This window comes from Haloferax marisrubri (assembly GCF_001469875.2).
Classification (GTDB): domain Archaea; phylum Halobacteriota; class Halobacteria; order Halobacteriales; family Haloferacaceae; genus Haloferax; species Haloferax marisrubri.
In genome coordinates this window covers 695112-722090 of sequence record NZ_LOPW02000010.1, presented here as the reverse complement: position 1 = coordinate 722090, position 26979 = coordinate 695112, and the positions used below count along the sequence as shown (strand labels likewise).

25 protein-coding genes are annotated in these 26979 nt (G+C 66.0%); 10 read left to right on the top strand and 15 right to left on the bottom strand.

Annotated elements, in window-relative coordinates; all coding sequences use genetic code 11:
• Positions 1–154: 154 nt before the first annotated feature.
• On the bottom strand, positions 155–2902 hold the full coding sequence (locus AUR65_RS10645) for a BGTF surface domain-containing protein (RefSeq protein ID WP_058566874.1): 2748 nt from the start codon (positions 2900–2902) through the stop codon (positions 155–157).
• Between the two features lie 718 nt (positions 2903–3620).
• Between AUR65_RS10645 and AUR65_RS10640 the strand changes: the two genes are divergently transcribed.
• Together AUR65_RS10640 and AUR65_RS10635 are read left to right on the top strand one after the other, a co-directional pair.
• Positions 3621–4049 (top strand): type IV pilin, encoded by a 429-nt coding sequence (locus AUR65_RS10640; RefSeq protein ID WP_058566873.1) that lies wholly within the window; start codon positions 3621–3623, stop codon positions 4047–4049.
• Entirely contained in the window at positions 4050–4529 is a 480-nt protein-coding gene (locus AUR65_RS10635) for a type IV pilin (protein ID WP_058566872.1), read from the top strand.
• A 161-nt stretch (positions 4530–4690) separates the two neighbouring features.
• On the opposite strand, the gene AUR65_RS10630 is transcribed toward AUR65_RS10635, so the two are convergent.
• The 4 genes from AUR65_RS10630 to AUR65_RS10615 all read right to left on the bottom strand — a co-directional run bounded on the left by AUR65_RS10630 (position 4691) and on the right by AUR65_RS10615 (position 7049).
• Positions 4691–4879: a hypothetical protein gene (locus AUR65_RS10630; protein ID WP_058566871.1), complete on the bottom strand. Its 189-nt coding sequence runs from the start codon at positions 4877–4879 to the stop codon at positions 4691–4693.
• Between the two features lie 52 nt (positions 4880–4931).
• Positions 4932–5492, bottom strand: coding sequence for a DUF1684 domain-containing protein (locus tag AUR65_RS10625; RefSeq protein ID WP_058566870.1), 561 nt, complete (start codon positions 5490–5492; stop codon positions 4932–4934).
• A 58-nt stretch (positions 5493–5550) separates the two neighbouring features.
• Positions 5551–6534: an aldo/keto reductase gene (locus tag AUR65_RS10620; RefSeq protein WP_058566869.1), complete on the bottom strand. Its 984-nt coding sequence runs from the start codon at positions 6532–6534 to the stop codon at positions 5551–5553.
• Between the two features lie 248 nt (positions 6535–6782).
• Complete coding sequence (locus AUR65_RS10615) at positions 6783–7049, bottom strand: hypothetical protein (RefSeq protein ID WP_058566868.1); 267 nt, start codon at positions 7047–7049, stop codon at positions 6783–6785.
• Between the two features lie 344 nt (positions 7050–7393).
• Between AUR65_RS10615 and AUR65_RS10610 the strand changes: the two genes are divergently transcribed.
• A complete protein-coding gene (locus AUR65_RS10610) occupies positions 7394–7675 on the top strand; it encodes a hypothetical protein (protein ID WP_058566867.1) in 282 nt (93 codons plus the stop codon).
• A 9-nt stretch (positions 7676–7684) separates the two neighbouring features.
• Here AUR65_RS10610 and AUR65_RS10605 read toward each other — a convergent pair whose 3' ends face one another.
• The 6 genes from AUR65_RS10605 to AUR65_RS10580 all read right to left on the bottom strand — a co-directional run bounded on the left by AUR65_RS10605 (position 7685) and on the right by AUR65_RS10580 (position 14913).
• Positions 7685–8620 (bottom strand): DMT family transporter, encoded by a 936-nt coding sequence (locus AUR65_RS10605; protein ID WP_058566866.1) that lies wholly within the window; start codon positions 8618–8620, stop codon positions 7685–7687.
• A 114-nt stretch (positions 8621–8734) separates the two neighbouring features.
• A complete protein-coding gene (locus AUR65_RS10600; RefSeq protein WP_058566865.1) occupies positions 8735–10066 on the bottom strand; it encodes an ABC transporter ATP-binding protein in 1332 nt (443 codons plus the stop codon).
• Complete coding sequence (locus AUR65_RS10595) at positions 10059–11252, bottom strand: ABC transporter ATP-binding protein (protein WP_058566864.1); 1194 nt, start codon at positions 11250–11252, stop codon at positions 10059–10061. The genes AUR65_RS10600 and AUR65_RS10595 overlap by 8 nt, the downstream gene beginning before the upstream one ends.
• Position 11253: 1 nt before the next feature.
• A complete protein-coding gene (locus tag AUR65_RS10590; RefSeq protein WP_058566863.1) occupies positions 11254–12318 on the bottom strand; it encodes an ABC transporter permease in 1065 nt (354 codons plus the stop codon).
• A gap of 6 nt (positions 12319–12324) precedes the next feature.
• Positions 12325–13323 (bottom strand): ABC transporter permease, encoded by a 999-nt coding sequence (locus AUR65_RS10585; protein WP_058566862.1) that lies wholly within the window; start codon positions 13321–13323, stop codon positions 12325–12327.
• A gap of 3 nt (positions 13324–13326) precedes the next feature.
• Positions 13327–14913: an ABC transporter substrate-binding protein gene (locus AUR65_RS10580; RefSeq protein ID WP_233194358.1), complete on the bottom strand. Its 1587-nt coding sequence runs from the start codon at positions 14911–14913 to the stop codon at positions 13327–13329.
• Between the two features lie 199 nt (positions 14914–15112).
• On the opposite strand from AUR65_RS10580, the gene AUR65_RS10575 reads away from it, so the two are divergent.
• Together AUR65_RS10575 and AUR65_RS10570 are read left to right on the top strand one after the other, a co-directional pair.
• Positions 15113–15751 (top strand): ribonuclease H family protein, encoded by a 639-nt coding sequence (locus AUR65_RS10575; RefSeq protein WP_058566860.1) that lies wholly within the window; start codon positions 15113–15115, stop codon positions 15749–15751.
• A 141-nt stretch (positions 15752–15892) separates the two neighbouring features.
• Positions 15893–16618 carry a hypothetical protein gene (locus tag AUR65_RS10570; protein ID WP_058566859.1) on the top strand — a complete coding sequence of 242 codons (726 nt, stop codon included), beginning with the start codon at positions 15893–15895 and terminating at the stop codon, positions 16616–16618.
• A 168-nt stretch (positions 16619–16786) separates the two neighbouring features.
• On the opposite strand, the gene AUR65_RS10565 is transcribed toward AUR65_RS10570, so the two are convergent.
• Together AUR65_RS10565 and AUR65_RS10560 are read right to left on the bottom strand one after the other, a co-directional pair.
• The gene (locus AUR65_RS10565) at positions 16787–19042 is read right to left on the bottom strand and encodes an NADP-dependent malic enzyme (protein WP_058566858.1); all 2256 of its coding nucleotides are present in this window, start codon (positions 19040–19042) and stop codon (positions 16787–16789) included.
• A gap of 131 nt (positions 19043–19173) precedes the next feature.
• A complete protein-coding gene (locus tag AUR65_RS10560) occupies positions 19174–20280 on the bottom strand; it encodes a M24 family metallopeptidase (protein ID WP_058566857.1) in 1107 nt (368 codons plus the stop codon).
• A 213-nt stretch (positions 20281–20493) separates the two neighbouring features.
• On the opposite strand from AUR65_RS10560, the gene AUR65_RS10555 reads away from it, so the two are divergent.
• From AUR65_RS10555 to AUR65_RS10535, 5 genes are all read left to right on the top strand, one after another.
• Entirely contained in the window at positions 20494–21285 is a 792-nt protein-coding gene (locus tag AUR65_RS10555; protein WP_199180598.1) for a COX15/CtaA family protein, read from the top strand.
• A gap of 264 nt (positions 21286–21549) precedes the next feature.
• Positions 21550–22359 carry a basic amino acid ABC transporter substrate-binding protein gene (locus tag AUR65_RS10550; protein ID WP_058566855.1) on the top strand — a complete coding sequence of 270 codons (810 nt, stop codon included), beginning with the start codon at positions 21550–21552 and terminating at the stop codon, positions 22357–22359.
• Between the two features lie 48 nt (positions 22360–22407).
• Entirely contained in the window at positions 22408–23241 is an 834-nt protein-coding gene (locus AUR65_RS10545; protein WP_058566854.1) for an amino acid ABC transporter permease, read from the top strand.
• The gene (locus AUR65_RS10540; protein ID WP_058566853.1) at positions 23238–23966 is read left to right on the top strand and encodes an amino acid ABC transporter ATP-binding protein; all 729 of its coding nucleotides are present in this window, start codon (positions 23238–23240) and stop codon (positions 23964–23966) included. Before AUR65_RS10545 ends, AUR65_RS10540 begins: the two co-directional genes overlap by 4 nt.
• A gap of 70 nt (positions 23967–24036) precedes the next feature.
• On the top strand, positions 24037–24267 hold the full coding sequence (locus AUR65_RS10535; RefSeq protein ID WP_058566852.1) for a hypothetical protein: 231 nt from the start codon (positions 24037–24039) through the stop codon (positions 24265–24267).
• Between the two features lie 37 nt (positions 24268–24304).
• On the opposite strand, the gene AUR65_RS10530 is transcribed toward AUR65_RS10535, so the two are convergent.
• Entirely contained in the window at positions 24305–25366 is a 1062-nt protein-coding gene (locus tag AUR65_RS10530; RefSeq protein WP_058566851.1) for a zinc-binding dehydrogenase, read from the bottom strand.
• A gap of 100 nt (positions 25367–25466) precedes the next feature.
• Positions 25467–26942 (bottom strand): replication factor C large subunit, encoded by a 1476-nt coding sequence (locus AUR65_RS10525; protein ID WP_058566850.1) that lies wholly within the window; start codon positions 26940–26942, stop codon positions 25467–25469.
• Between the last annotated feature and the right edge of the window lie 37 nt (positions 26943–26979).

Genomic DNA, 26979 nt, shown 5'->3' with positions numbered 1-26979 from the left:
CCAGTCGGTGCTGGCGGAGTACTGACTTCGAGGCTCGCACGTGTAGCACTCTGCCGTTGCGTGCGCGAGGACTATCGATACCGAGCGCTGCGGCTCTCGGGTCAGCGTCGAAAGAAAGGAAAAGCGCCGGGAAGGTCCCGGTGGTTAGCTGTCGTTAGTTGTCGCGGCGGACCGCGAGGAGCGCAGCGGCGACGAGTGCGACGAGAGCGACGATGACACCGAAGCCGGGCGTCTGGGACGACGTGGTCGTCTCATCCGTCGGCTCGGCCGTGGTCGTCTCGGTCGGCTCAGACGTGGTCGTCTCAGTCGGCTCGTCGGTCGTCGTCTCAGTCGGCTCGTCGGTCGTCGTCTCAGTCGGCTCGTCGGTCGTCGTGTCGACCGATTCGACGACGTTGCCGTCGACTTCCTCGTCGGACGCGACGCCACCGTCAGCCGTGACGGTGAACGTGTCGCCGACGCTCTGCTCGGAGAAGTCGAAGCTACCGGAGAACGTGCCGTCTGCCTGGACGTAGACCGTAGCGGTCTTCAGGAAGCGCGGCTGCGTGTCTCCGTCAGACTCGACGCGGAGCGTGAGTTCCGTACCGGGCGCGACGTTCGAGGAGCCAGTAACCGTCTGCTCCGCGGCGTTCGTCACGTTGACCGGGTCAGCGTCGAACGAGTGTTCGGCTTCGAGGAACTCGTAGGAGTCTTCAGCGGACGAGTTGTCGTCAACGAGGGCAAGACTGGAGGAGACATCGTCCTCACCGATCATCTTGAACTCGACGTTGAACGAGTCGTCGTCGTCAAGGTCGACTTCGTTGGAAGTCGTGATTTCGCCGCTGTCGAGCACACCGTCGTCGTCGTCGTCACGGTATGCCTGGATCTGCTCGGACTCGAACACGACGAAGTACGTGTCGTTGTCGCTGTCCGCAACAACCGAGGCGTTAGCGACGTTGATGATCTTCGGGTCGCGGTTCGGGTCCGGGTTCGTCTGGTTGATCGTCAGACGGTAGGAGTCGTCGTAGCCGTTGCTGGTGTCGAAGAAGTCAGGCGTTTCGTCGTCCTGAGCGTCAACCGTACCTTCGAGACCAGAGGCTTCGATCTGGACGACAACCTTGTCGCCGAAGGCGATCTGGCTGTCTTCCGTGATGTTACCGTTCTCGAGCGCGTCGGTGACCTCTTCGAGGTCCGTCAGCGACTCGCCGGACGGGGCGGTCCACGTGCGGACTGCGGAGACGCCGCCTTCCTCGAGGACGAGGGTTGCGACGTTTTCGCTGTCGGAGACCGTGCTACCCGTGCGGATTTCGAGGTCGTAGTCGCCAGCGTCGACGAGGTTGCTGGTGGCGAGGCCGACTTCGGCCACACCGTCGCTACCAGTCAGGATGTCGTCGTCGCTGTCGTCAACGTCGAAGACGTTGCTCGGGTTGTTGGTACCGGAGACGGTGGACTTCGAGGAGTCCCAGAGCAGGATGACTTCGCCGTCGTCGTTACCGTCTTCGACGGTGACGTTCGCGACGTAACCCTGGTCGTTGCTACCGATGGAGACCGTTGCGGTGTCCGTGTTTTCGACCGTCACCGGGATGGCGACGACGTCGCCGCGCTGCTCGGTGATGACGGACTCAGCGAAGTCTGCGGAGCCCTCACCGGCGTCTTCCACGGTGATGGTGTCGGATTCGACAGTAACACCGGAGGCCGTGTCGGTCACTTCAACCGTGTAGTCGCCGGTGTCGAGGTCGAGTTCGCTTGCGTTGAATTCGAAGTCGTACTCACCCTGACCGTTGAGGTTAACGGTCATGGAGCCGTCGTCGACTTCGTCGCCATCACTGTCGAGAAGCGTGATCTCGACGTCCTGGCGGTCGGAGTTAGCGCTGACCGTACCTTCGATTTCGTCCTCGTCGGTGACGTTCAGGTCGTCGATGGAGACCTCGAGGCCGAGGTCACGGACCCGAATCTTCTCGTCGAGGGTGCTACCGATGGTGACGTTGTAGCGCTGTTCCTGGCGGTCAGCCGTGTTGAACGTGTAGACTGCGGAGGTCGCGCCGGTGGAACCGGAGCGGAAGAAGCTCTCCACGTCGTCCTGCGTTTCGTCGGACTCGACTTCGACAGCCGTGCCGATGTTACCGTTCGTGGCTGCGACGACTTCGCCCATGTAGGCGTCGGTGATGGAGACGGAGTTATCGTCCGTAACCGTAACCGTCGCGACGGTGATCGTCGAGTTGTAGTCGTCGTCGAGACCCTGTTCGAGCTGGTTGCCCTCGGTGTCCTCGACGCCTTCGAGGTTCACAACGAGGTCGCCCGTGTAGAGGTCAGTCGTGTTGATGATGACCTGACCAGGGTTGTTCTGGGTCGGACCAGAGGCAACAACGTCGCTGGTCACGTCAACGTCGTCCTGGTAGACCTGGATGTTGCCACCGAGGTTCTGAACTTCCTCGTTGAAGGAGAGTTCGAGGACGTCGTTACCGAAGTTGTCGTTGTAGTGAACTGCGGAGACGAGCTCAGGGTCGTCGTTGTTCGTGACTGTGGCCGTGACGCTCAGGTCTTCGGACGTCGTGCCCGTGACGGGAGCGCCAGCGGTCTCAGCCGCGGCGAGCTCGTACTGGCCGGCCGTCAGGTCAGAGACGTCGAGGCCGCTGACGAGAACGTCAGTAGCCGTACCAGGAGTATAGGAGTCGTTAGTTGCGACCGGTTCGCCAGAGTCGAGCGTACCGTCGTCGTCAAGGTCGATCCAGACGGTGGTGTTGTTGTCACCAGCCGTGGCGTCGACCGTGACGTTGACGGTCGCGCTACTTCCGCTCACCGTCGTGGTGTTGATGGAAGTAGCAGCAGCAGCAGCACTACCCGTAAACGCGATGGACCCGGCGAAGACCGAGAAAACCATCAGCGCAGCGAGGAGTACCGCGCGGATTTGCTTATTGCGTGTCATTGTTGATGGGTGTTGCAGTCGGGGACATCGTTTTCGTCGACCCTCGGACGGAACCAAGCCGGGCAGAACCCGGGCCGAGGCGAGGTACTCGCAGATGCCTCCATGGGCAGGGGTACAGTTTGCTCTGTTGACCGTTCGCGGTAAATACTTTGTGTGATTGAACCATCTCTGAAACGTTACCAATCGTGTCACACAGGCCTCGAAACCCGAGTTTACCCCACAAAGCATATGTACGTCTATTGAAAATATATCTAGCGCGTGCGCACGCCACCTTGGGTAGGAACGGCGTCCCCGGTTCGCCGGGGGCGTACTCGTTCTCGACAACTAATCGTCGAGCGCCAGCTGTCCGCGTAATATCGACATCACGGCGCGCCGTCGCCTCACGCACGTACGCTAGATGAGTAATCTCTGTCCCAGACTGGGCACACCGAGCGTCGATACGAATGAACACTCCGAAACGTGTCAACTGTTCTTTACAACCACGCTCGGAACTGGTGTCATTAGGGACTTAAACACCATATAAACACTATATTAATGTCCGAATCGAGGTGCGAAACCATCCATTAATCTGGCACGTAGATTTAAGTTACCCCGGGGATACGAGTCGATTGGACACACCGCGACGGGTGCCGGGCAGGGATGCTGGTCGCACAGCGGCGAACGCGTGCGACCCGGCGTCTTCGGCGAGCGATACCGTCCCGGGTGTCGGACACAACGCATGCAACTCAAACATCTATTCACGGAAGACCGTGCAGTCAGTCCCGTTATCGGGGTTATCCTGATGGTGGCAATTACAGTTATCCTCGCGGCCGTTATCGGAACGTTCGTCCTCGGTCTCGGCGACCAAGTGAGCGAGACGTCCCCGCAGGCGAGCTTCAGCTTCGATTACGATGGATCTAGCGCGCTGACGATCACTCACGAAAGCGGTGAGCAGATTCCAGCAAACCAAGTTACCGTAACCGGTGACTTCGACGGCCCGGGTAATGCCTGGACATCTTACGCCGGGTCTGACCCAATTACTGCTGGTGGTTCAGCAGTTGTCAACAAAAGTGGTGGCTTCAACGACGGTGACACCGTCCGCGTCGTCTGGACTTCCGAGAGTGGCAGTACGTCGTCCACCCTTCAGAAGTGGACCTACAACGGATAGATGAATTTCAAGCAACTCCTCGCTGAGGACGACGCGGTATCACCAGTCATCGGTGTTATCCTCATGGTCGCGATTACGGTCATCCTCGCGGCCGTCATCGGGACGTTCGTCCTCGGCCTCGGTGACCAGGTCGGCGACACCGCCCCGCAGGCGAGTTTCAGCTTCGACTATCAGGACGCCTCCGGGAGCAACGATAATCTGACCGTAACCCACGATAGCGGAACCGCGATAGATAGCGAGAACATTAACCTCACCGCGTCCACGAACTTCGACTTCATCACGTCCGGAACGCCGGACGGAACGGAGATGAACAGCTCGAAGTCCTTCTCGGATATGGGCGTCTCCGGTGACGTGACGGCAGGAACGTCCGTCCAAGTCGGCAACAACACCTTCGACAGCGCAACGTTCCGCATCGTCTGGACCTCCGAGAGTGGCAGTAACTCCGCCACGCTCCAGAAGTGGTCCGGCCCCGACGCCTAGACACGACACAACCTTCGCGGCATCGTTTTCTTCGGACCGACCAACCACGGAGCGTCGCGACTGGCGAGACTACTACGGACGGCGTCGCTACCGCTACCGGGGCGAACGAACTCCCGCGAGAAAAGACGGTTCTTCAGTCGGTACGACGACGAACGCCGGACTCAGACCGGGCGGCCGCCCTCGGACGTGCCGACCAGCCACGTCCCGAGCGTGAGCGCGCCGGCACCGAGCGCGAGCGCGTAGGACATGACCTGTGCGGCGTTCGGCAGCATTCCCGGCAGCATCGCGAGCGTCCCGACGATCATCAGCGCCATCCCGATGACGGCTTTCTTCGAACTGAGCAGTCCCATGTCGGTCTCTCCGGAAGCGTCCGATATGGAACTTGCGCTTTTGCTTCGCCGATTACTCGTAGTCTCGCTCCCCGGCGGGGACGACTACGTCGAGCCAGTTCTCCTCGGGGGGGAGCGGACACTCAAACGTGTCGGTGAACGCGCAAAACGGGTTGTACGCGAGGTTGAAGTCCACGACGACTTCGTCCAACTCGTCGAGGGGCGCGTCGGGCGTGAGTTCCATGTACCGACCGCCGTTGTAGGTCTGCTGTCCCGTCGTCTTGTCGCGGAAGGGGACGAACAGCGTCGGCGAGTCGTCGTGTTCCTGGCGATACGCGCCGAGGGTGAGTTCGGTGTCGCGGAGTTCGAAGTGGAACGTGGCGACGCGGAGATACCGGACCTCGCCGTCGGTCGAGGTGTCCATCGTCACCGGTTCGGGGTCGTCGTGCGTCTCGACCGACGCGGTCACCCGGTAGTCGGGGTCGGGGTCGAAGTAGTCGAGACCATCGAAGTCGTCCCGGTCCGCCGGCGGAATCGGCGACTGGGGGTGCGACCCGAAGAAGTCGTCTTTCTCCTCGCGCTTCGCCCGGAGTTCGGAGACGTAGGCGTCGGCGTCGAACGCGTCGGCGGTCATACGCGACGATACCCGCCGGCGACACCTACACCTGACGGTTCGGGGGCGCTGTCACGTGCTACGCGGACAGGTGGCGCTTGGCGGTCGAGATGCGCTTGAACTGCTCGCCCGTGAGGTCGATGTCCGCGGCCACGACGTTCTCGCCGAGTTGGTCGACCGTCCGCGCCCCGATAATCGGCGCGGTGACCTGCGGGTGGTGCATGAGCCACGCGAGACTGACCTGTGCGGGCGACGCGCCGACCGTCTCGGCGACCTCCTCGACCACGTCGAGCGCGTCGAAGTTCGACGGCGTGAGATACGAGTCGGCGAACCGCTGGTCGTTCGCCGCGCGGGAGTCCGCGGGCGGGCGCTCGTCGCGGGCGTACTTCCCCGTGAGAAAGCCGCCGGCCAGCGGCGACCACGGGACGACGCCGATGTCGTAGTCGGCGCACATGTCGAGGTAGTTCCCCTCTATCTCGCGGTTGACGGCGTTGTACCGCGGCTGGGCGACCGTGAACGGTTCGTAGCCGCGCTTGTCGGCGAGTTCGTTCGCCTTGACGACCTTCCAGGCGTTGGGTTCGAGCGTCGAGGTGCCGAGGTAGTTCACCTTCCCGTCGCGGACGAACCCGTCGAGCGTCCGCATGAACTCCTCGACCGGCGTCTCGTCGTCCCACCGGTGGATGTACAGCAGGTCGACGTAGTCGGTGTCGAGTCGGTCGAGGATGCGGTCCATCTGGCGGCGGAGATGCTTCCGGTTGAGTCCGCGGCCGTTGGCGTCTTCGCGCGTGGGCCAGAAAATCTTGGACGCGACGACGAAGTCCTCGCGGTCGCGCTCTCCGAGCCACTCGCCGATGTACCGCTCGCTCGCGCCGTCGCCGTACATGTCGGCGGTGTCGATGAAGTTCCCGCCGGCGGCGGCGTAGGCGTCGAGCAACTCGTGGGCGCGGTCGCGGCCGACCTCGACCTCGCCGTCGTCGTTCTGCCGACCGAACCGCCACGTCCCGAACGCGAGTTCGGAGACCGTCGTTCCGGTCCGTCCTAGTGGAACCATCGCGAGCGACATACCGAATCCGAAGACCGGGGCGCGGTAAAGCCACTCGATTCCCGATGGTCGAAGATGAGGAACGTTCGTCGGTGACGGGTCGCGACCCGAACTCCGAGAGACGAGTGCGAGCGCGATAGAGAAGCAGTAGAGAGGGGGAAGCAGGCTGCGAAACGGAGGGGGGAGGACGTGGAGGGGAAAAGCGGACCGCGTCGGTGCTCGGGTCGTCGCGTCCGACGACGCGCACGCGCGTGTCGGCGTGGTGTCGCCTACGACCGGGCGTAGTTGTGCCCGAGCACGAGCGCGAGCGCGTTGAGCGCGAGGAGCGCTCCGAAGACGGTGAACTCGCTCGCTTCGAGGCCGCCGAAGAGCAGGGGCAGATACAGGAACGGGAGGGCGACCGCGGCCCAGAAGCCGACGAACCGGAGCGGTGCGGCGACGAGTTCGAAGCCGAGGCGGAGCGGTTGTTCTTCCGTTACGACGTCGCGGAGTTGGGAGAGGCGTTCGCGGGGGACCGTGGATGGGGAGTTCGACATTGGTTGGGGGGCACCTACGACTCCATCATGGAGTGGAGGGGTCATAATTACGTGCGAGAATTCCATTCGTTTCATACTCGTTTACTGGTGACTATTCGATAAATGTGAAATTTCATAGAGTTGCGAGCGATCCTCTAATACTTTATAACCGCCTCTAATTCTTTTATTCGCGCAACAGTCAAGCGTTCTTGAACAGTCGCGGAACCCTGAATTTCCGCGGGTTTCGCCCGAACGAACACGTCCCCGATTCACTCGGTGGCTCGACACGCAGTTCGTCGGGCGGGCACGGATTCGACCGTCGTCGGTCCGTAGGGATTTAGCCCGCGAGCGCGACTGTCGGTGCGATGCCAGAGCTCAATCGCGTCGCAAAGCGCATGTACAACATCCACCCGAACGCCATGCACCTCGTCGTCGGCGAGGAGATAGCCGGCACGTTCACCCTGGAAAGCGCGGAGTTCTTCCAGACCGACTTTCAGGCCGAAGGCCGGCGCGACGGCGACGAGGCAGTCTACCGGTTCGCGACGACGGAGGACAACGACGCGGTCGTCGTCGGCCGACAGCGACCCGGCGAGGAGGGGTGGACGATGGTCGGAGAAGTGGACTCGGTCGAGCGGACGGACGCGTAGCCGCCCTTTTCAGTCGGTCGAGCGGACGCCGTCGCCGAACCGGTATCTGAGTTCGCGTCGAATCGCCCCGCGCTTCAGGAGGACGAACCCGAGGAAGATGAGCGCGAACCCGCCGACCGTGGACGGCGTCGGAACTTCGCTCAGGAGCGCCCACCCGGAAAGCGCCGCGAAGACGGGCGCGACGTACGAGACGAGGTTGATTTCGATGGGGCCGAGGCGGTCGAGCAGGTCGAAGTAGATGAGGAAGCCGAGCGCGCTCGCCGCGAGCGAGAGGTACGCGAGCGCGGCGACCGACTGGACGTTGAGGACGACCGAGCCGAGGCGCTCGCCGAGGCGGACGGAGACGACGTGCATCAGGGCCGCCCCGAGGAGCATCGACCACGCTTCCATCGTCTCGATGGGCATCTCCGAGTCGACTCGGCGGGTCAGCACCGACCCGAGGGCGAAGGCGGCGGCCGCGCCGAAGATGAGAAGCTTCGCGACCGTGCCGCCGGCGAGGAGGTTGCTCGGGTCGAGTTCGGAGAGCACCGCGACGCCGACGAGGCCGAGGAGGAGGCCGACCACGCCGAGCGCGGTGAGCCGTTCGCTCGGGAGCAGGAGTCGCGCGAACCCGGTGGTGAGAACCGGGCTGAGGCTGACGATGACGGCGGCGGCGGCGCTCGTCACGTTCGGGTCGGTCTCGCCGATAAACAGGAGCGCGTGGTAGGCGGCGATGAGGAACACCGCGCCGATGGCGATTTCCGTCCACTCGGCCCTGCCGCGCGGGACCGGCGAGTCGGTGGCGTACAGCGCGTAGGCGAGCATCACGACGCCGGCCACGTCGTACCGGAGGGCGGCGAACAGCACCGGCGGGAAGAAGTCGAGTCCGGCTTTTATCGCCATGAACGCGGAGCCCCAGACGGCGGCGAGGACGACGAACAGCCCGAGGTTTCGGTACCGTGTCACAGCGATGGTGCGCCCGGTGGGTGCCTGAACGTTTCGTTACGGGGCGGTTTCGCCGGTGCCGCGAGGGCGGCGTCGGCCGATGTCAGTTCCCGCCGTCCGTCCGCTGAACCCGAGTCAGTCGTCGGCCTCGGCGGCCGCGCCGGCGGTCGTTCCGATGACCGTCACCTCGTCGGAGCCCTCGTAGAGGTGACACGCCGCGGGGTGCGACGCGTCGCCGACGGCGGGCCGCTGCGTCTCGCAGGGGCTCTCGAAGCGCTCCCGAAGCGTCTCGGCGGCGCGGTCGGGTTCCCCTTCCGCGAGGTGGCCGAGCGCCGTATCGACGACGCCCGCGACCTCGCCGCGGAGTTCGCCGTCGATGTGTCTCGCGCGCGCCTCCTCGATGAACGCCTCGGTGTCCGCCCGGTCGGGGTCGGCGGCGTCCCAGATGTGGTCGGGGTTCACGTCGCCGACCGCCAGCGCGTCCCGGAGGTCCATCACGGCGCGGTAGGTCTCCTGTTCGATGTCGAGGTCGTCCGGGGGGATGACCTGCGGGCACCGCGTCCGGAATCGACAGCCGGACGGCGGGTTCCGAGGCGACGGCACGTCGCCCGACAGCGCCTCGACCCGGCGGCCGTGTTCGGCCGTGGACGGTCGGGGAACGCTCTCCAACAGCGCCTTCGTGTAGGGGTGTTTCGGCGACTCGAACAGCTCGTCGGTCGGGCCGAGTTCGACCACGTTCCCGAGGTACATCACGGCGACGCGGTCGCAGATGTGGCGGACCACGGAGAGGTCGTGGGCGATAAACAGGTACGTCAGCCCGAACTCCTCCTGCAAATCGTCGAGCAGGTTCAGCACCTGCGCCTGCACGGACACGTCGAGCGCCGACACCGGCTCGTCGAGGACGATGAACTCCGGTTCGAGTGCGAGCGCGCGAGCGATGCCGACGCGCTGGCGCTGGCCGCCGGAGAACTCGTGGGGGTAGCGGTCGAGGTGGTTCGCGGAGAGGCCGACCCGCTCTAACAGGTCGGCGACCTTGTCGCGCCGCCACTCGCGTTTCGACTCGCCGTCGGCGGACTCGGGTATCCCGTGAATCTTCAGCGGTTCGGCGACGATGTCGCCGACGGTCATCCGCGGGTCGAGGCTCGAAAACGGGTCTTGGAAGACGATTTGGGCGTCCCTGCGGAACGCCTTGAGTTCGTCGTCGTCCATCTCGAAGACGTTCGTCCCGTCGAAGGTGACCGCGCCGCCGGTCGCCTCGCGGAGTCGGAGCAGGGTCTCGCCGGTCGTGGACTTCCCACAGCCGGACTCGCCGACGAGGCCGAGCGTCTCGCCGCGTTCGACCTCGAAGGAGATGCCGTCGACGGCCTTGACGCTCGTCGGGTCGCGCCCGAGGAGGCTGTCGACGAACGAGTCCTGCTCGGAGTAGTACTTCTGGAGGTCCCGAACCGCGAGAAGCGGCTCAGTCATCGGCGCTGACCTCCTGGTCGGCCGCGTCGGTCGCGTCGGCCGAATCGACGGCGTCCGCGGGGTCGTACTCCTGTTCGGCGAGGACGCACCGGACGCTGTGTCGGCCGTCCAGTTCGTACTCGGGGATGCGGGTCAGACAGTCGGTCATTGCTTTGGGACACCGGTCGGCGAAGTAACACGCGTCGGGCATCTCCGAGTCGAGCAGGCTCGGCACGTTGCCCGAGATAGGTTCGAGGCGCCCCGAGGGGTCGTCCACGTCCGGAATCGACCCCAACAGCCCCTGCGTGTACGGGTGGACGGGGTTCTCGAAGATGTCGGCGAGCGGGCCGCGCTCGACGACTTCGCCGGCGTACATGACGCCGACGCGGTCGCACATCCGGGCGATGACGCCCAGGTCGTGGGTTATCATCAGGATGCTCATCCCCTCTTGTTCCTGCAGGTCGCGCAGGAGGTTGAGAATCTGGGCCTGGATGGTCACGTCGAGCGCCGTCGTCGGTTCGTCGGCGATGAGGATGTCGGGTTCGCCGGCGAGCGCTTGCGCAATCATCGCGCGCTGGAGCATCCCCCCGGAGAACTGGTGGGGGTACTCGTCGGCGCGGTCTTCGGGGTCGGGGATGCCGACCTGGTCGAGCAGTTCGACCGCGCGGTCCATGCTCTCGTCGTCGACGTAGCTCTTCGAGGGGAGAAGCGAGTCCACGAGGAGCGAGCCGAGGCCGTAGCCCTGCGTGCGCGAGCGCGTGCTGCGCGGGTTCGACCGGGCGCGGCGCTGGACCTCGACCGCCTCGGCTATCTGCTCGCCGACGGTTATCGAGGGGTTGAAACTGCTCATCGGGTCCTGAAACACCATGCTGAACGACGGGCCGCGGAGCGACCGGCGGACGCCCTTCGGGAGCCGTCGGATGTCCACGAGGTCGCCGTCGACGGCCTCGGGCTTCGACCCGCGGAACTCCTCGGCGAGGTCGGCGTTGCGGTACCATATCTCGCCTTGCGTCACGCGGCCGGGCGACTCGATGAGGTCGATGACCGACAGCGCGGTCACGGACTTGCCGGAGCCGGACTCGCCGACGATGCCGAATATCTCGCCGTCTTCGACGTCGAACGAGACGTTTTCGACCGCGTTGACCTGCCCCTCCTCGGTGAAAAAGCGGGTCGAGAGGTCGCGGACGCTGAGAATCGTGTCGGCCATCTCAGACGCCCCCCTCCCCTTCGATGCCGGGGTCGAGCGCGTCTCTGAGCCAGTCGCCGACGAGGTTCAGCCCGATGACCGTCACGACGATAGCGAGGCCGGGCATCGTCGAAATCCACCACGCGGTGGACTGGTACTGCCGGCCGAGGGCGATGTCGAAGCCCCACGACACGTCGGCCCCGGAGAAGCCGAGGAACGACAGCGCCGATTCGAGCAGGATGATGGCGGCCACCTGAATCGTCGCCAGCACGAGGATGGGCGTGATGGCGTTGGGGAGGACGTGTCTGAGCACCGTCCGGCCGTCGCTCGCGCCGAGGGCCTTCGCGGCCTTCACGTACTCCTCCTCGCGGATGGAGAGCGCCTCGCCGCGGGCGACGCGGGCGAACCACACCCAGTTGACGAGCGCGACGACGACGATGACCGTCCCCGGGAGGACGACCGTCTCCGGCATGCCCGTCGGTAACCCGACCGCCGAGCGGAACGCCGGGGCGATTCCGGTGGCGACGAACGGGTCGGGAATTGGCGCTTGCGCCTGTCCCCAGACGCCGACGAGGGCGATTGCGAGGACGAGCGAGGGGAACGCGAGCATGATGTCCGCGCTCCGCATCAGCACGTCGTCCACGCGCCCGCGATAGAACCCCGCTGACAGCCCGACGAGGACGCCGATAAGCGCCGCGAGCGACGTACCGAACAGCCCGACGAGGATGGACGTTCTCGCGCCGTAGATGATTCGCGAGAGGATGTCCCGCCCGTTGCCGTCGGTGCCGAGCGGGTGGGCGAACGTCGCGTTCGTGTAGACGGTCTGCGTCTCGGTGACGACCTGCCCGTCCTCGATGACGACGCTTCCGTTTTCCATCTGCGTCACCTCCCGGGTCTCCGCCGTGCTGAAGCCGAGCGGCGGTTGCCGGGCGTTGTCGAGGTTCTGTTGAGACGGGCTATACGGGGAGATAAACGGCGCGAAGATGGCCATCGCCACCATGAGGATGACGACGACGATGCCAAGCTTCGCGAGGAGACTCCGTCTGAGTTCCCGACGAAGGTTTCTGCGTGTGCGTTCCGATATCATAGAGCGTTAATCGTAGGCCACCTGCGGGTTGACGTAGGCGTACAGGGCGTCGACGAGGATGTTCACGAGGACGAACCCGACCGCGACGATGATGAGCGAGCCCTGTAAGACCGGCCAGTCGCGGGCGTTGATGCTGTTGATGATGAGCGTCCCGAGCCCGGGCCACGCGAAGACGGCCTCCGTGATGACGGCCCCGCCGATGAGGGTGCCGAGCTGGAGACCGATGACGGTGATGACCGGGATGAGCGTGTTCCGAAGCGCGTGCTTGTAGCGGACCAGCGTCTCCGGGAGCCCCTTCGCCCGCGACGCGCGGACGTAGGTCTGTCCGAGTTGGTCGAGCATCCCGCTGCGGGTGAGCCGCGTGATGAGCGCGGTGAAGTACGTCCCGAGCGTGATTGCGGGCAGCGTGATGTGCCACAGCCACGTCACGAACCCGTCTACCGCCGCGCCCACGTCGCCGCCGGCGAGAAGCATCGCGATGCCGTCGAGGCCGATAGGACGCTGGCTCGTGGGGAACAGGTTCAACTGGACCGCGAGCACGAGGATGAGCATCACGCCCAGCCAGAAGTTCGGCGTGCTGATGCCGACCAGCGAGAATACGGTCGCGCCGTAGTCCGCGGGCTGGTGACGCCGCGTGGCCGACAGGACGCCGAGCGGAATCGCGATGACGACGGCGACGATTGTCGCCGCGATGGCGAGTTCCATCGTCGCCGGGAGCCTTGCCACGACGCGCGCCGCGACCGGTGTTCGGGTCACGAGCGACAGGCCGAGGTCGCCGAACGGGATGCCCGAGATGAACTGCCAGTACTGCACGTACAGAGGCTCGTTCAGCCCGAGTTCGGCGATAACCTGCGCTCTGACCTCGGGGTCGACGTCGGGCGGCAACAGCACGTTCGCCGGGTCCCCCGGCGAGATGAACCGGAGGCCGAAGACGACCGTGATGACCCCCCAGATGACGAACAGCCCCTGGAGCGAGCGTTTGATGAGGAACCTCGACAGCGACATCGACTACTGCTGGCTCATCGCGTACGCGTCGATGCGCTCGTCGGAGCGGGCCTCCCATGCGATGGCGTCGTTGACGCCGTAGACGCTGTACTGCTGGTTCAGGAAGATCCACGGACACTGCTCGTGGGCCAGCGCGTTCGCCTCTTGGAGGGTCGCCTCGCGCTCCTCGCCGGACTGGTTGCCGGCCTGTTCGAGCAGCGCGTCGAACTCCTCGTTTTGCCACGTCGTGAGCGTCCCGTCGGAGGCGAGAAGCGCCTCCATGACGAGGCCGCCGTCGAACGTCGCTTCGCCCCAGCCGATGAGGAACCACGGCGGGCGGGCCTCGATACTGCCCGCGAGCAGTTCGTCGACGAGCGACCCGAAGTCGCGCTGGCGGACCGTCGCCGTGACGTTCGGGAGCTCGTCGATGTAGCCCGCGACCGCCTGCGCGACTTCGAGGTCCTTCAGGTAGCGGCCGACCGGCGTGTGAAGCTCGATTTCCGCGCCGGCGTAGCCGGAGTCTTCGACCAACTGTTCGGCTTGGTCCGGGTCGTACGGGTAGGGGTCGAGGTCGGGGTTGTGCCCGACGAACTCGGGAAGAGTGGGCTGGCCCGTCTGCGCGCCGAAGCCCTCAAGCACGTTCTGGACGATGCTTTCGAGGTCGACGGCGTAGTTCATCGCCTGCCGGAACTCCACCGAGTCGAACGGTTCGAGGTCGTAGCGCATCCCGTTGTAGATGATGCGGGTCGACGGGGACGCCGCGACGCGGGCGTTGTCGGAGTTGGTGACGCGCTGGACCTCTTGGGGCGGGACGTTGACGATGAGGTCGGTCTCGCCCTGCAGGAGTTGGTTGACGCGGGTGCTGGCCTCGGACGCGGCGCGGAAGGTGAGCGTGTCGACCGACGCCGGCTCCTGCCAGTAGTCGTCGTACGCCGTGAGGACGACTTCCTCGTCTTCGGTGTACGAGTCGAGTTGGAACGGCCCCGTCCCGTTCATGTTCTGACTGATGTACGCCTGGTCGTTGTCCTCGACCCACGACTGCTGCATCACGTCGAGGTAGGTCGCGAACTCGGAGAACACGATGGGGTTGAGCGAGGAGTTGTTGACCTTGACCGCGTTCTCGCCCTCGATGACCTCCGCTCCGGCGACGCCGGCGAGTTGGTCGCTCTGCGGGCTGGCGAAGCCGACCTCCTCGTCGACGACGCGGTTGATGCTGTACGCGACGTCTTCGGGGGTGAGTTCGTCGCCGTTGTGGAACGTGACGCCCTCGCGGAGGTCGAAGCGGACCGCGTTTTCCCCGTCGATACGCTCGTAGTTCGTCGCGAGCGCGGTCTGAATCGACCCCGCCGCGTCGCGGGTCAGAACGCCCTCGTAGGCGTGGAGGACGACGATGTCCGTCGTCGTCTCGCGGTGGTCGTGGGGGTCGAGACCGGAGGGCATCTGGCCCTGCGTGATGGTCACGTCGAACGAACCGCTGTCCTCGGTCGTCGTCGGTTCGGTGGTCTCCGTCTCCTCACCGCCAGTCGTCGTCGGTTCGGTGGTCTCCGTCTCCTCACCACCGCCGCCGGAACAACCCGCGAGCGCCGCCGACGCCGCCGCGCCGCCTGCCAACTTCATGTACGACCGCCGACTAATGTGTGAATTGTTATCAGCCATCGAAGGTAGATTGCGTCGGTCGTTCTTATATCCATTGCCTGTGATTCGGCTCCCGCATAGCGTTCTGCCCATATATTGTGCACAGTTATGCTCCCGAGTCATCACCCCCCGAACACGGGGTACGCTTATTAGGGACCATCGCGGAACGATTCGTATGGCCGTGACCGGCCGTCCCACACTTCGGGACTTGTTCGACGAGTCGCCGACGCCCCACATCGCACACCCGCCGCGCACGCACCAACGACACTTCTACGTCGCGACGGACGGGTCGTACCGCCCCAACGGCGGCGGACTCGGTGCGGTGATAGAGACCCGCGACGGCGAGCGAGTCGCCCGTATCGCGCTCCCAGACGTGCCGCCCGACAACAACGTCTCGGAGTATCGCGCACTTCACCTCGGACTGGACGTGCTCGCCAATCGCGCGCCGCCGGGCGCTCGCGTCGGCGTCCTCGTCGACCACGACGACCTCGCCGCGAACGTCAACAACGCGGTCCTCGCCGGCGACCACCCCGACTGGAAGTCGCCGAAGCGCATCGTCGTCCCCGCGGGGAGCGAACACCACTGGCGCGGGATTCAAGCCCGCATCGCCGGGTTCGGTGAGCTTCGTGCCGCGCGAATCGACAGCCGCGAGAACCCCGCGCACCCGCTGGCGAACGCGCCGGGCGAGTACGAACACGTCAACCGGCGCGCCGACCGCTGCGTGCTCCCCGACCCGCCGGAGTTCGAAACTGACTCCGGCACGGACGTGAGCTATCTCCCGCCCTCGCGGTTCGAGGGTCGGGCGAGCGACTGAGCGCGAGGCGTCGCCGCCGACCCGTTCGCCCCGCCCGTCCGGGGCCGCCGAGCGCGAGCGGTCCCACTCGCCGTCGTCCCGCCGGCGGCCGGTCACCTCTCCGTCAAAAAGTTGACAACGCGGAGTGACGACGCCGGACGTATGGACCCCACGGAGACCGTCGACGCGTTCGACCCGCAGCGACGCGGGCTCTCGCCGCTCGGCGCGACCGCACGTCGCCACGCGGGCCGACTCGCCGTCACCGCCGTCTTGACGGCCGTCTTGGTCTTCGCCGCCGTCCGCGACCCCGCACTTCTCTCGCCGACTGCCGGTGTCTCACCGACTGCCGGGGTCTCTCTGTCCTCGGGTGTTTCGACAGCTGTCGTCGGTGTCGGCGACCCGACCTTCCTCGTTCGTCTCGAACTGGGCGTACTCGCCGGTGCTCTCGCCGCTGGCGTCTCGCTCGTCTTCCTCGCCGACCGCGACCCGGCGGTCAACCTCCGCGACGCCTCGGGGTGGTTGGTGGTCGCCGCCGCGGGCTTCCTCGTCGGAACGGTCGCCGCGCGGCAGTTCGCGCCGCCGCTCGCCGACCTGCTGGTCGAATGGGGTCGCGTCGCGGCCGACTCCCGCCAGTCGGCGCTCGAACTCGAACTGTTCTTCCCGGTCGCGGTCGGCGGCGGCGCGGCCGTCGCCCCGCTTCTGCTCGGGTTACGCCGCGCCGGAGCGCTCTCGCGGCGACTCGCCGGGCGGACGAGAGGGCTGTCGCTCCTCTGTCTCGTCGTCTTCGCCGCGTGCTTCTCGCCGCCGGATTCGACGACGTTCGCGCTCTACGCGGCCCCGCCGGCGGTCGGGCTGGGCGTCGCCGTCGCGTGGGTCGAGTTCGGGTGAGCGTCTCGCCGAAAAAAGCAGAACCGGAGTCGTCAGTTACTCCTCTTGGGCGTCCACGACCGCCGTCGCCGCCAGGTCGAACGACCACCTTTTTTCGGTTCGGGTTCGCTCCGCTCACCTCTCCGAAAAAAGCTGGACCAAAAAAATCCCTCGCTCCGCTCGGGCGCGTTACTCCTCTTGGGCGTCCACGACCGCCGTCGCCGCCAGGTTGACGATGTCCTTGACTTCGTCGCCGCGCTGGAGGACGTGGACGGGTTTGTCCATGCCGACGAGCATCGGGCCGATGGCCTCAGCGCCGCCGAGGCGCTGGAGCAGTTTGTAGCCGATGTTCCCCGCTTCGAGGTTCGGGAAGACGAGCAGGTTCGCCGGTTCGTCGAGTTCCGCGAAGTCGTAGGTGCCTTCGAGGATGTCCTCGACGAGGGCGGTGTCGGCCTGCATCTCGCCGTCGACCGGGAAGTCCACGTCGGGGTCGTCCTGCAGGAGTGCCGCGGCGTCGCGGGGCTTGCGCGTCCCCTCGTTCGTGACGCTCCCGAAGTTGGAGTACGAGAGCAGCGCCGCGCGGGGCTCGACGTTGAACTGGCGGGCGAGTTCGGCGGTGTGCTTCGTAATCTCCGCGAGAATCTCCTCGTCGGGGTCGAGGTTGACCGTCGTGTCGGCGCAGAAGACCACGCGGTTCTTGAACGTCATCATGTAGACGCCGGCCGCGTAGTTCGCGTCCTCGGCGGTGCCGATAATCTGCAGCGGCGGGCGAAGCGCCGAGGGGTAGTGGTGGGTCAGCCCCGTCAGCATCGCGTCCGCGTCGCCGACTTCGACCATCACGCTGGCGAAGTAGTTCGAGTCGCGGCGGACGAGTTCCTCCGCCTCAGACTGCGTGACTCCCTTGCGCTGTCGAAGCTCGTAGAGGCGCTCGGCGTAGTGGTCCCACTCGCCGTCGCGGGGGTTGGCGATGGTCGGGTCGAAGTCGAGACCCAACTCCTCCGCCTTGCGCAGGATCGTCGTCGTCTTCCCGACGAGGATGGGCTCTGCGATGCCCTCCTCCTGCATCTGGTAGGCGGCGCGAATCATCTTCTCGTTGGAGCCCTCGGCGAGGGCGACCCGCTTGGGGTCCGACTTCGCCTTGTTGAGGACGACGCGCATCATCTCGCGGGACTTCCCGAGGCGCGCTTCGAGGCGCTCGCGGTACTCGTTCATGTCGAGGCGCTCGCGGGCCGCGCCGGAGGTCATCGCCGCCTGCGCGACCGCGGGGGCGACCTCGAACAGCACGCGGGGGTCCAGCGGCTTGGGGATGACGTAGTCGGCACCGAACTGCAGCGGGTGGTCGCCGTAGGCCTTGACGACCGCGTCGGGCACGTCCTGTCGGGCGAGTTCGGCGAGCGCTTCGGCGGCCGCGCGCTTCATCGCCTCGTTAATCTCCGTCGCGCGGACGTCGAGCGCGCCGCGGAAGATGAAGGGGAACCCGAGGACGTTGTTCACCTGATTCGGGTAGTCGGAGCGCCCCGTCGCCATGATGACGGTGTCCTCGCGGGCTTCCTTCGCGTCCTCGTAGGTGATTTCGGGGTCCGGATTCGCCATCGCGAAGATGACCGGATTGTCGGCCATCGACCGCACCATCTCCTGGCTGACGATGCCGCCGACGGAGAGCCCCGCGAACACGTCCGCGCCTTCCATGGCGTCCGAGAGCGAGCCCTCGTCGACCGGCTGTGCGAACTCGGCTTTGTACTTGTTGACGTCGCCTTCCTCGACGCGCGACTCGGTGATGATTCCCGAGGAGTCGCACATCGTGATGTTCTCCTTTTTCGCGCCGAGCGAGACGTAGAACCGCGCCGTCGCGAGCGCGGACGCGCCCGCGCCGGAGAAGACGATGTCGAGGTCGTCGAGGTCCTTGTCCACGATGTCGGCGGCGTTCAGCAGGGCCGCGCCGGAGATGATGGCCGTGCCGTGCTGGTCGTCGTGGAACACGGGGATGTCCATCTGTTCGCGGAGCTGTCGTTCGATTTCGAAGCACTCCGGGGCCTTGATGTCCTCCAAGTTGATGCCGCCGAACGTCGGCTCCATCGCTTTCGTCGCCGCCACGAAGTCGTCCACGTTAGTGATGTCGAGTTCGACGTCGAACACGTCGATGTCGGCGAAGCGCTTGAACAGCACGCCCTTGCCTTCCATCACCGGCTTCGACGCCTGCGCTCCGATGTCCCCCAGCCCGAGGACGGCGGAGCCGTTCGAGACGACGCCGACGAGGTTGCCCTTCGCCGTGTACTCGTAGGCGGCGTCTTCGTCTTCCGCGATGTCGAGACACGGCGCGGCCACGCCGGGCGAGTACGCCAGGCTCAGGTCGCGCTGTGTGTTCGTCGGCTTCGTCGTCGCAATCTCGATTTTTCCGGGTGGGTCTTGTCTGTGATATTCCCGTGAGTCGTCGTCCAGTCCCATGACCAACACGTCCTCACGCAGGGGGCAAAAAGCTATTCAACAACGTCGAATTTTGACTTCGACAATAGTCGAATCTCCGGCGGACGGCGGCGAGGTCACGGCGACGAATCGACGCCGCTCCGCTCGAAAAATTACTCCGTTTCGATGTGAAGAATTTCCGGCCGTTCGAGTTCGACGGTCTCGTCGGCGTCGGTCACGGTTCGGGTCGGCCAGCGGCCGGTCATGGTCAGCGGCTCGACGCCCTCGTCAGTGACGAGCGCGGTTCCCTCGCTCTTTGCGCCCTGAATGGTCGGGTTGTAGGCGTAGCCCATCGGCGCGTGGACCTCGTCGTCGGCGTCGGGCGTGGCGAACCACTCCCGGCCGGCGAACCCGGCCGCGCCGCCCTGGTGGTGGTTCAGCCACTCCTCGGACTCGCCGACCGCGTCGTAGGCGTCGCGGATAGCGTTGAACACGTCGCCGGCGGTACCGTCCTCCACGGCGGCCGTTCGGGTCGCCGCCAGCGCCTCCGTCTCGACCTGCATCGCTCCCTCGTGGCGGGTTTCGAGCCACTCGGGCGCGTCGAACGCGACGGTTCGCGTGCAGCTCGCGTAGAGACCGCCGCACTGGGCCGTCACGGAGACGAGCGCGTAGTCGCCGAGTTCCTCTTGTTTGGGCGTGTAGTGGCGGTACTTCTGGGCTCGCCGCCCGCTGCCGACGAGCACCACCGGCGCTTCGATGCCCATCGCGCTGAGCGTGACTTTCAGGCCGGAGGCGACCTCGTGTTCGGTGTCGCCCGGCGCGAGTTCGCGGCAGACCCGCTCGACCGCGCTCGCCGCGTCGCGGCCGAGTTCGCGGTAGGCCTCGATGTCGGCATCGGAAAGCGGCTGACGGACGGCCGAGGCGTCAACGTCCTCGAAGCCGGGCACGTCGAAGTCGGCGGCGGCGGGGGTCGGCGAGACCGCCTCGACGCCGGACGCCAGCGAGCCCTCGTACCACTGGAAGCGGTGGACGCGAACGTCCTCGTGGGGGACTTCCTCGTGGAGCAGGCGGGTCGCTTCGATGTTGTCCGTCACGACGTGGAACTCGTCGCCGTCGTAGCCGGCGGCGGCGACGCCCAACGGCGAGTCGCGGTCGACGACGTTGTCGCCGCCGAGGAGCCACGCGAAGGAGTTCGGTCGGGCGAACCAGACTGCTTCGAGGCCGCGGTCGTCGAGATACGCGTCGAGTCGGTCCGCTCGGGATTCGAGTCGCTCGTCCATGTTCGCGCGTCCAACCGAACCGACTTGAATGGGACGGCTCGGACAAGTGGGACGAACCCCGTCAGAGCCGTTCGGAGCCGACCGGTGCCGGCCGCGGGACTGCGTTCCGGGGTGACATCTTCGAGGACCATACCGACGAGATATAAGTTCGCGCGGTCCCGACCCTCGCGTATGACACCTCGGCTTCGCCGCCTCCTCGCGGGGGCCGCCGCGATGACCGGCGTCCTGATGGTCCTCGGTGTGTACACCGCCGCTTCGGGGGCCGGCCTCACTTGCGCCGGGCGCTGGCCGTTCTGCGACGGCTTCCTCGGCCTGTTCCCGGCCAACTGGGGCAGTTTCATCGAGTGGTTCCACCGCCTCGTCGCCATGCTCACCGGCTTCCTCATCCTCGGGACGACCGTGCAGGCGTGGCGCGAGGGCGTCGGGAAAGGCGTCCGCTACGCGCTCGTCGTCGCCACGGTCATCCTCCCGTTCCAAATCGTCCTCGGGGCGCTCACCGTCACCGAGTACGAGTGGGTCATCCTCACCGCCCACTACGTGGTCGCGACCTCCATCTTCACCGCCGTCGTCGCCGCCGCCGCGTGGGGACTCGTCGACCGCGGCATCCCCCGCATCGCCGACGCGGTCAGACTGGCGCTCGTCGGCGCGCCCGTCATGCTCGTCCTCGCGCCCCACGCGTTCGTCTCCTTCGGCCCGACGACGCAGGCCGTCTACTACGTCGTCGGCCTCGCCACCTACGCCGCGCTCGTCGCGGTCACCCTCTGGGCGAACGCCGCCCACGGCCCGCGGGCGGACGCCTACGGCCGGCTCAGATTCGTCACCGCGCCCGCGAGCGTCGTGGTCGTCGCGCTCCTCATCGCCGGCCGGCAGGTGTACGGTCCGGTGCTCGAACTGGCTCACCTCGGCGGAACCGTTCTCGCGCTCGTCCTCGTCGCCGGCGCGGCGCTCCTCGTCCGCGGCGGCCTCCCGGTACCGCAGGCCGGCGCGACGAACGACGCGGACTGACGGGCCGGAACGACCCGAGCCGTCACCCACTCTCACATCCGGCATTAAATACAAGAAATAAGATAACTGTCGAGTATATCCTCAACATTCTCAGTTCGAGTTACAGACTACTCCGAGAAAAAGAATATATTCTGAATCCGTTTCATAGTTAGAGATATGTCTCACCCATCTACACAATTCCCGGATATTTTTCGTCAATATCGGAACGAATTGACGAACGGACCGAAGAAGTGTTATACGGGGCTGTGCTACCTGAGGGCTGTTATGGAACGTCGCACCTTTCTGAAGGGCTCCGCCGGAGCCGCGGCCGCGTTCACGCTGGCCGGCTGTCTCGGCGGCGGCGGCAGTAGCAGCGAGACCATCACCATCGGCTCGGACATCCCGTACCGGCCGTTCGAGTACGAGACGACCGAGGGCGAACTCGTCGGCTTCGACGTCGACATCGCCGAGGCGGTCTTCGGCGAACTCGGCTACGAACACGAGTTCCAGAAGACGAGCTTCGACAGCATCATCCCCTCGCTCAACAACGGGAACTTCCGCGTCATCATGTCCGCGATGACCATCACCGAGGACCGCGCGGAGCAGATCGACTTCTCGGACCCGTACTTCACCGCGTACCAGACGGTCATCGTGCTCAACAGCAGTGACATCTCCTCGAAGGAGGACCTGCAGGGCGTCACCGTGGGTGTCCAGAAGGGGACGACCGGCGAGAGCGCCGCGACCAGCCTCAAAGAGGAGTTCGGCGGCGACCTGACGATTCAGAGCTACGACCAGGTGACCGGCGCGTTCGACGCGCTCCGGAACAACCAGGTCCGCGCGGTCGTCAACGACAACACCGTCAACGCGGAGTTCGTCGAGCAGAGCGACAACGTCCGGTTCCTCGAAGGGGCCGGCGCCGCCGAAGAGCAGGGTAGCGAGAACGCCCCGCCGTACCTCACCCTCACCGTCGAGGAGTACGGTATCGGCTTCCGGCAGGACGACGACGACCTGCGCGAGGAGGTCAACGGCGCGCTGCAGACCATCCGCGACAACGGCACGTACGACGAGATTTACTCGGAGTACTTCTCCGGGTAACTCGACCAGGACGCGTTTTTTATCCCACTACTGTGAGAAACACTACCAATGGCTGATTCCTACTCCGAGGGACGCACCGGAGACGGTGAGTACCAAGAGCAGTTTTTGAACGACAAAACGCTCAGACGACTGGGAGCGGCTGTCGCGGGACTGTTCACGCTCGCGGTCGGCGGCTTCATCGCGGCGATTATCTTCACGCAGGTCGATTTCGAACTCTTCGTCGAAATCATCCACCCGCAGTTCGTCAACGCGTTCCTGCGGGTGCTCGGTATCGTTCTTCTCGGAAGTCTGTTGTCCGTCACCGCGGGCATCTTCGTCGGCCTCGGTCGGGTGTCGAACACGAGGTTCACGAACACCGTCGCGACCGCCTACGTCGAGTTCTTCCGCGGCACGCCGCTTCTGTTCCAGTTGCTCGTCATCTTCGTCGGGATTCCGGCGTTCTGGCCGCCGGGGCAGTTCCCCATCTCCAACTGGCAGTACCCCACGGCCATCATCGGGCTGACGCTCAACCACGCCGCCTACGTCGGCGAGGCCGTCCGCGGCGGCATCGACGCCGTCCCGGAGGGACAGATGGAGGCCGCCCGCTCGCTCGGGATGTCCTACGTGCAGGGCATGCGCGAGGTCGTCCTCCCGCAGGCGTGGCGCAACGCGCTCGCCGCCATCGGTAACGACCAGGTCATCCTCGTGAAGGACACGTCGCTCCTGACGGTCATCGCCATCCCGGAACTCATCAGCGCGTTCCGCAACGTCAACTCGACCACGTTCGACCCGTGGACGCCGATTATCCTCGTCGCCATCGCCTATCTCATGATTACGATTCCGCTCGGCAAAATCGTCAACCACCTCGAAGCCCGCGCCGACTGGGGAGGTGACCGCCGATGAGTCTCCTCGAGTTCGACGAGGTTGACAAGTACTTCGGCGAGACGCACGTCCTGAAAGACGTCGACCTGAACGTCGAAGAGGGCGAAGTCTGCGTCATCATCGGGCCCTCGGGGTCCGGGAAATCGACGCTCCTCCGCTGTGCGAACCGCCTCGAAGAGATTCAGGGCGGCGAGATTCGACTCGAAGGCCAGTCCATCTCCGCGGCCGACGCGGACATCAACCGCCTGCGCCAGCGCATCGGCATGGTGTTCCAGAGCTTCAACCTCTTTCCGCACAAGACGGCGCGAGAGAACGTGACGCTCGCACCCACGAAGGTGAAGGGACTCAAGGAAGGAGACGCCGAGCGCCGCGCCGACGAACTGCTCGACCGCGTCGGTCTCGGCGCGCAGTCGAACTCCTATCCGAACCAGCTCTCGGGCGGTCAGCAACAGCGCGTCGCCATCGCCCGCGCGCTCGCCATGGACCCGCACGTGATGCTGTTCGACGAGGTCACGAGCGCGCTCGACCCCGAACTCGTCGGGGAGGTGCTCGACGTGATGCACGACCTCGCCGAGGAGGGCATGACGATGCTCGTCGTCACCCACGAGATGGGCTTCGCCCGCGAGGTCGGCGACCGCATCGTCCTCATGGCCGACGGCAAAGTCGTCGAGGACTCGCCGCCCGAGGTGTTCTTCGAGAACCCGAAGACCGACCGCGGCAAGCAGTTCCTCTCGAAGCTACTCTGAGCCGGGGTAGCCGGGCACACACCCGGAATCTTCCAACAAGCTTATCCCCCGAAACGCCGCTTCCTGCGGCATGAACTACGCACCCCGCGAATTCAGTCACGAGCCGCCCGATAGCGAACGCACCAAGGCCGTCCTCTTCTGTCAGACCTGCGGCCGCGCCGCCGGTATCGACGCGTGGCCCGAACGGACGCGCGACGGCCGCGCGGTCCGACTCGACTGCCCGGACTGCGGCGAGGTCGTCTGGCGCGGACTGGACGACGAGGCGACCGAAGAACGTCGAGCGCCGACGCCGACGCCCTGAGCCCGCAACGAGCGTCCGAACCGACGACAGCCCTGTTTTACGGAACCATCACTTCGACGCCGACGGTGTCGTAGTCGGTCATCGCGGCCAGCCGCTCGGGAACCTCGTCGAGCGAGACGGTCTTCGTCACGAGCGACCCGGGGTCGACCGCGTCCGACGCGAGCAGCGAGAGCAGGTCGTCCGCGCTCGTCGGCGGCATCCCGCGCGCGCCGAGGAACGACACCTCGTGTCTCGTCATCCAGTCGGTCGGCAGGGACACGTTCCCCTTTTCGGCCTCGGTCGTCAGGCCGACCTGCACGTGCGACCCCCGCGGCCGGACCGACCGAACCGAGTTCCGACAGGTCTCCGCGACGCCGAGCGCGTCGAGCGAGACGTGCGCCCCGCCGTCGGTCAGCCCCCGGATGGCTTCGACCGGGTCCTCCGCGGAGCCGTCGACGACGGCGTCAGCGCCGAGGTCGGCGGCCGCGTCCAGCGCGGAGTCGCGCACGTCGACGGCGACGACGCGCGCGCCGAGGACGTTCGCCACCTGAATTGCCGACAGGCCGACGCCGCCACAACCGTGGACAGCGACCCACTGCCCCGCGCGGAGACCGGCGCGGGCGTCGAGGGCGTTGTAGGCCGTCATGAACCGACAGCCGAGCGCGGCCACGTCGGTCGGCGAGACGCCCTCGGGGAGTCGAATCGCGTTGTAATCGGCGGAAGGGAGATGCACCAAGTCCGCGAACGCGCCCTGCGCGGACAGTTCGAAGCCGAGCGCGTGCGGGTGGTCGCCCGTGCAGACGTTGCCGTGGCCGGTCTGGCAGTAGCCGCACGAACCGCAGGCGAGGTTGAACGGCAAGGCGACGCGGTCGCCCTCGCGAATCGTCCGGACGCGGTCGCCGACCTCGACGACGCGACCGGCGGGTTCGTGGCCGAGAATCTGTCCGGGCGGAACCGCGTCGTCGGCCCACTCGCCGTGGCCCATCCACGAGTGCCAGTCGCTCCGGCAGATGCCGCAGGCCTCGACTTCGACGACGACGCCGTCGGGGTCACACGTCGGGTCGGGGACTTCGGTCACGTCGAGCGGTTCACCGTGTTCGCGGAGGACTGCGGCTCTCATACGCGCGGTTCGTCGGGCGGCCCCAAAAAGCTCCGCGTGGCGTCAACCCCGGGCGGTGGAAAACCGGCGGAAACCGCGGAAACGCGACGGATGGTCCCGTTCAGAAGAAGTCGTCGAGGCCGGACTGCCCGTCGTCGGTCGAGGCGTCGGCGTCGTCGCTCTCGGCAGACTCGTCGGCGTCGGCGTCGCGGTCGAGCACGTCGCCCGAGCCGTCGTCTGCTCCGTTACCATCGTCGCCGTCGGCCGCGGCGTCGCCCTCGACGGACACGCCTTCCATGCCGGCGAACGCGCCGCCGGCGTGTTCTTCGACCAGTTCCTCGCGGAGTTCGCCGGCGTCCTCGACGATTGACTGGACCTTGTTCGTCGTCTCGCCGCTCCCGGTGACAAAGGAGACGTGCGACTCGTCGAACTCGTAGTAGGCGGCCATGGCGACGGTCAGTTCGCGGGGCTTGCAGTGGTGGGTGATAGCCGAGAGGTACGGCAGGACCTCGCGGCGGGCGGTCGCCATGCTGAAGCCGCCCTGTTCCGCGATTTTCTGGACGACGGTGTCGCGGGTCTTGTCGCGGGTCGAGCGGTAGGGCGCGCCGCCGTAGCGGGTCCACCCGCCGCGGGTCCGGTCGCGGGAGGCCGCGACGCCGGCGGCGAGGTTGTCGGTCGCGTAGCGCCAGTAGGAGTAGTTCTGCGTGGCGCGCACGCGGCCGAGCCAGCGGTCGGCGTTGGCGAGGAAGTCGTAGGCGCGGGCGAGTTCGTCGGGTTCGTAGACCAGCGAGACCTTGTCCTCGACCCACTTCGTGAGGTCGTCGGGCGTCTCGTCCACGTCGTAAGCGGTGTACAGCGCGTCCTGTGCGGACTCCTCTTTGAGGACGGCGTCGAGGAACTCGAACAGGCCGACCGAGCGGTCGCGGTCGCCCATGACCACGTCTTCTTCGGTGATTTTCTCGCGACCCTCGGCGATGGCCTGCAGGTCGTTGACGGCCGAGCGCAGGTCGCCGCTGTTCATCTCGGCGATGCGGTCGAGGGCGTCGGACTCGAACTCCAGTCCCTCCTTGCGGCAGATGTCGCGGAGGACGGGGACGATAGAGCGGGCGGACACGTCGCGGAACTCGATTTCCTGACAGGCGTTCCGGAGCCCGCGGCTCATGTCGTAGAACTCGTTGGCGATGAGGACGATGGGCTGGCTCGACGACTTGACGAGGCGAGTGACCGCGCTGGCCCCGCCGCGGTCGTAGTTGCCGTGGATGTTGTCGGCCTCGTCGAGGATGACTAGCTGCCGGGTGGACGTGCCCGTCGAGGAACCGGCGAGCGTCGCGTTCTTCGCGGCGCGGCCGGCGAAGCGTTCGATGACGTCGCCGGTCCGCTGGTCCGACGCGTTCAACTCGACCGTCTCCCAGCCCATGTCGGCGGCGAGCGCGTGGGCCGCGGAGGTCTTTCCGATGCCCGGGCTCCCGTGGACGACGACCGCCTCCCGGTGGTCGTCCCACGTCTTGGCCCACTCCGCGAGGGCGTCGCGGGCCTTGTTGTTGCCGCGGACCTCGGAGAGCGTCGATGGGCGGTACTTCTCCGTCCAGTCTACCATTACCGGAAGGAGGACCGAGGCGCGTTTAGTGGTTGCG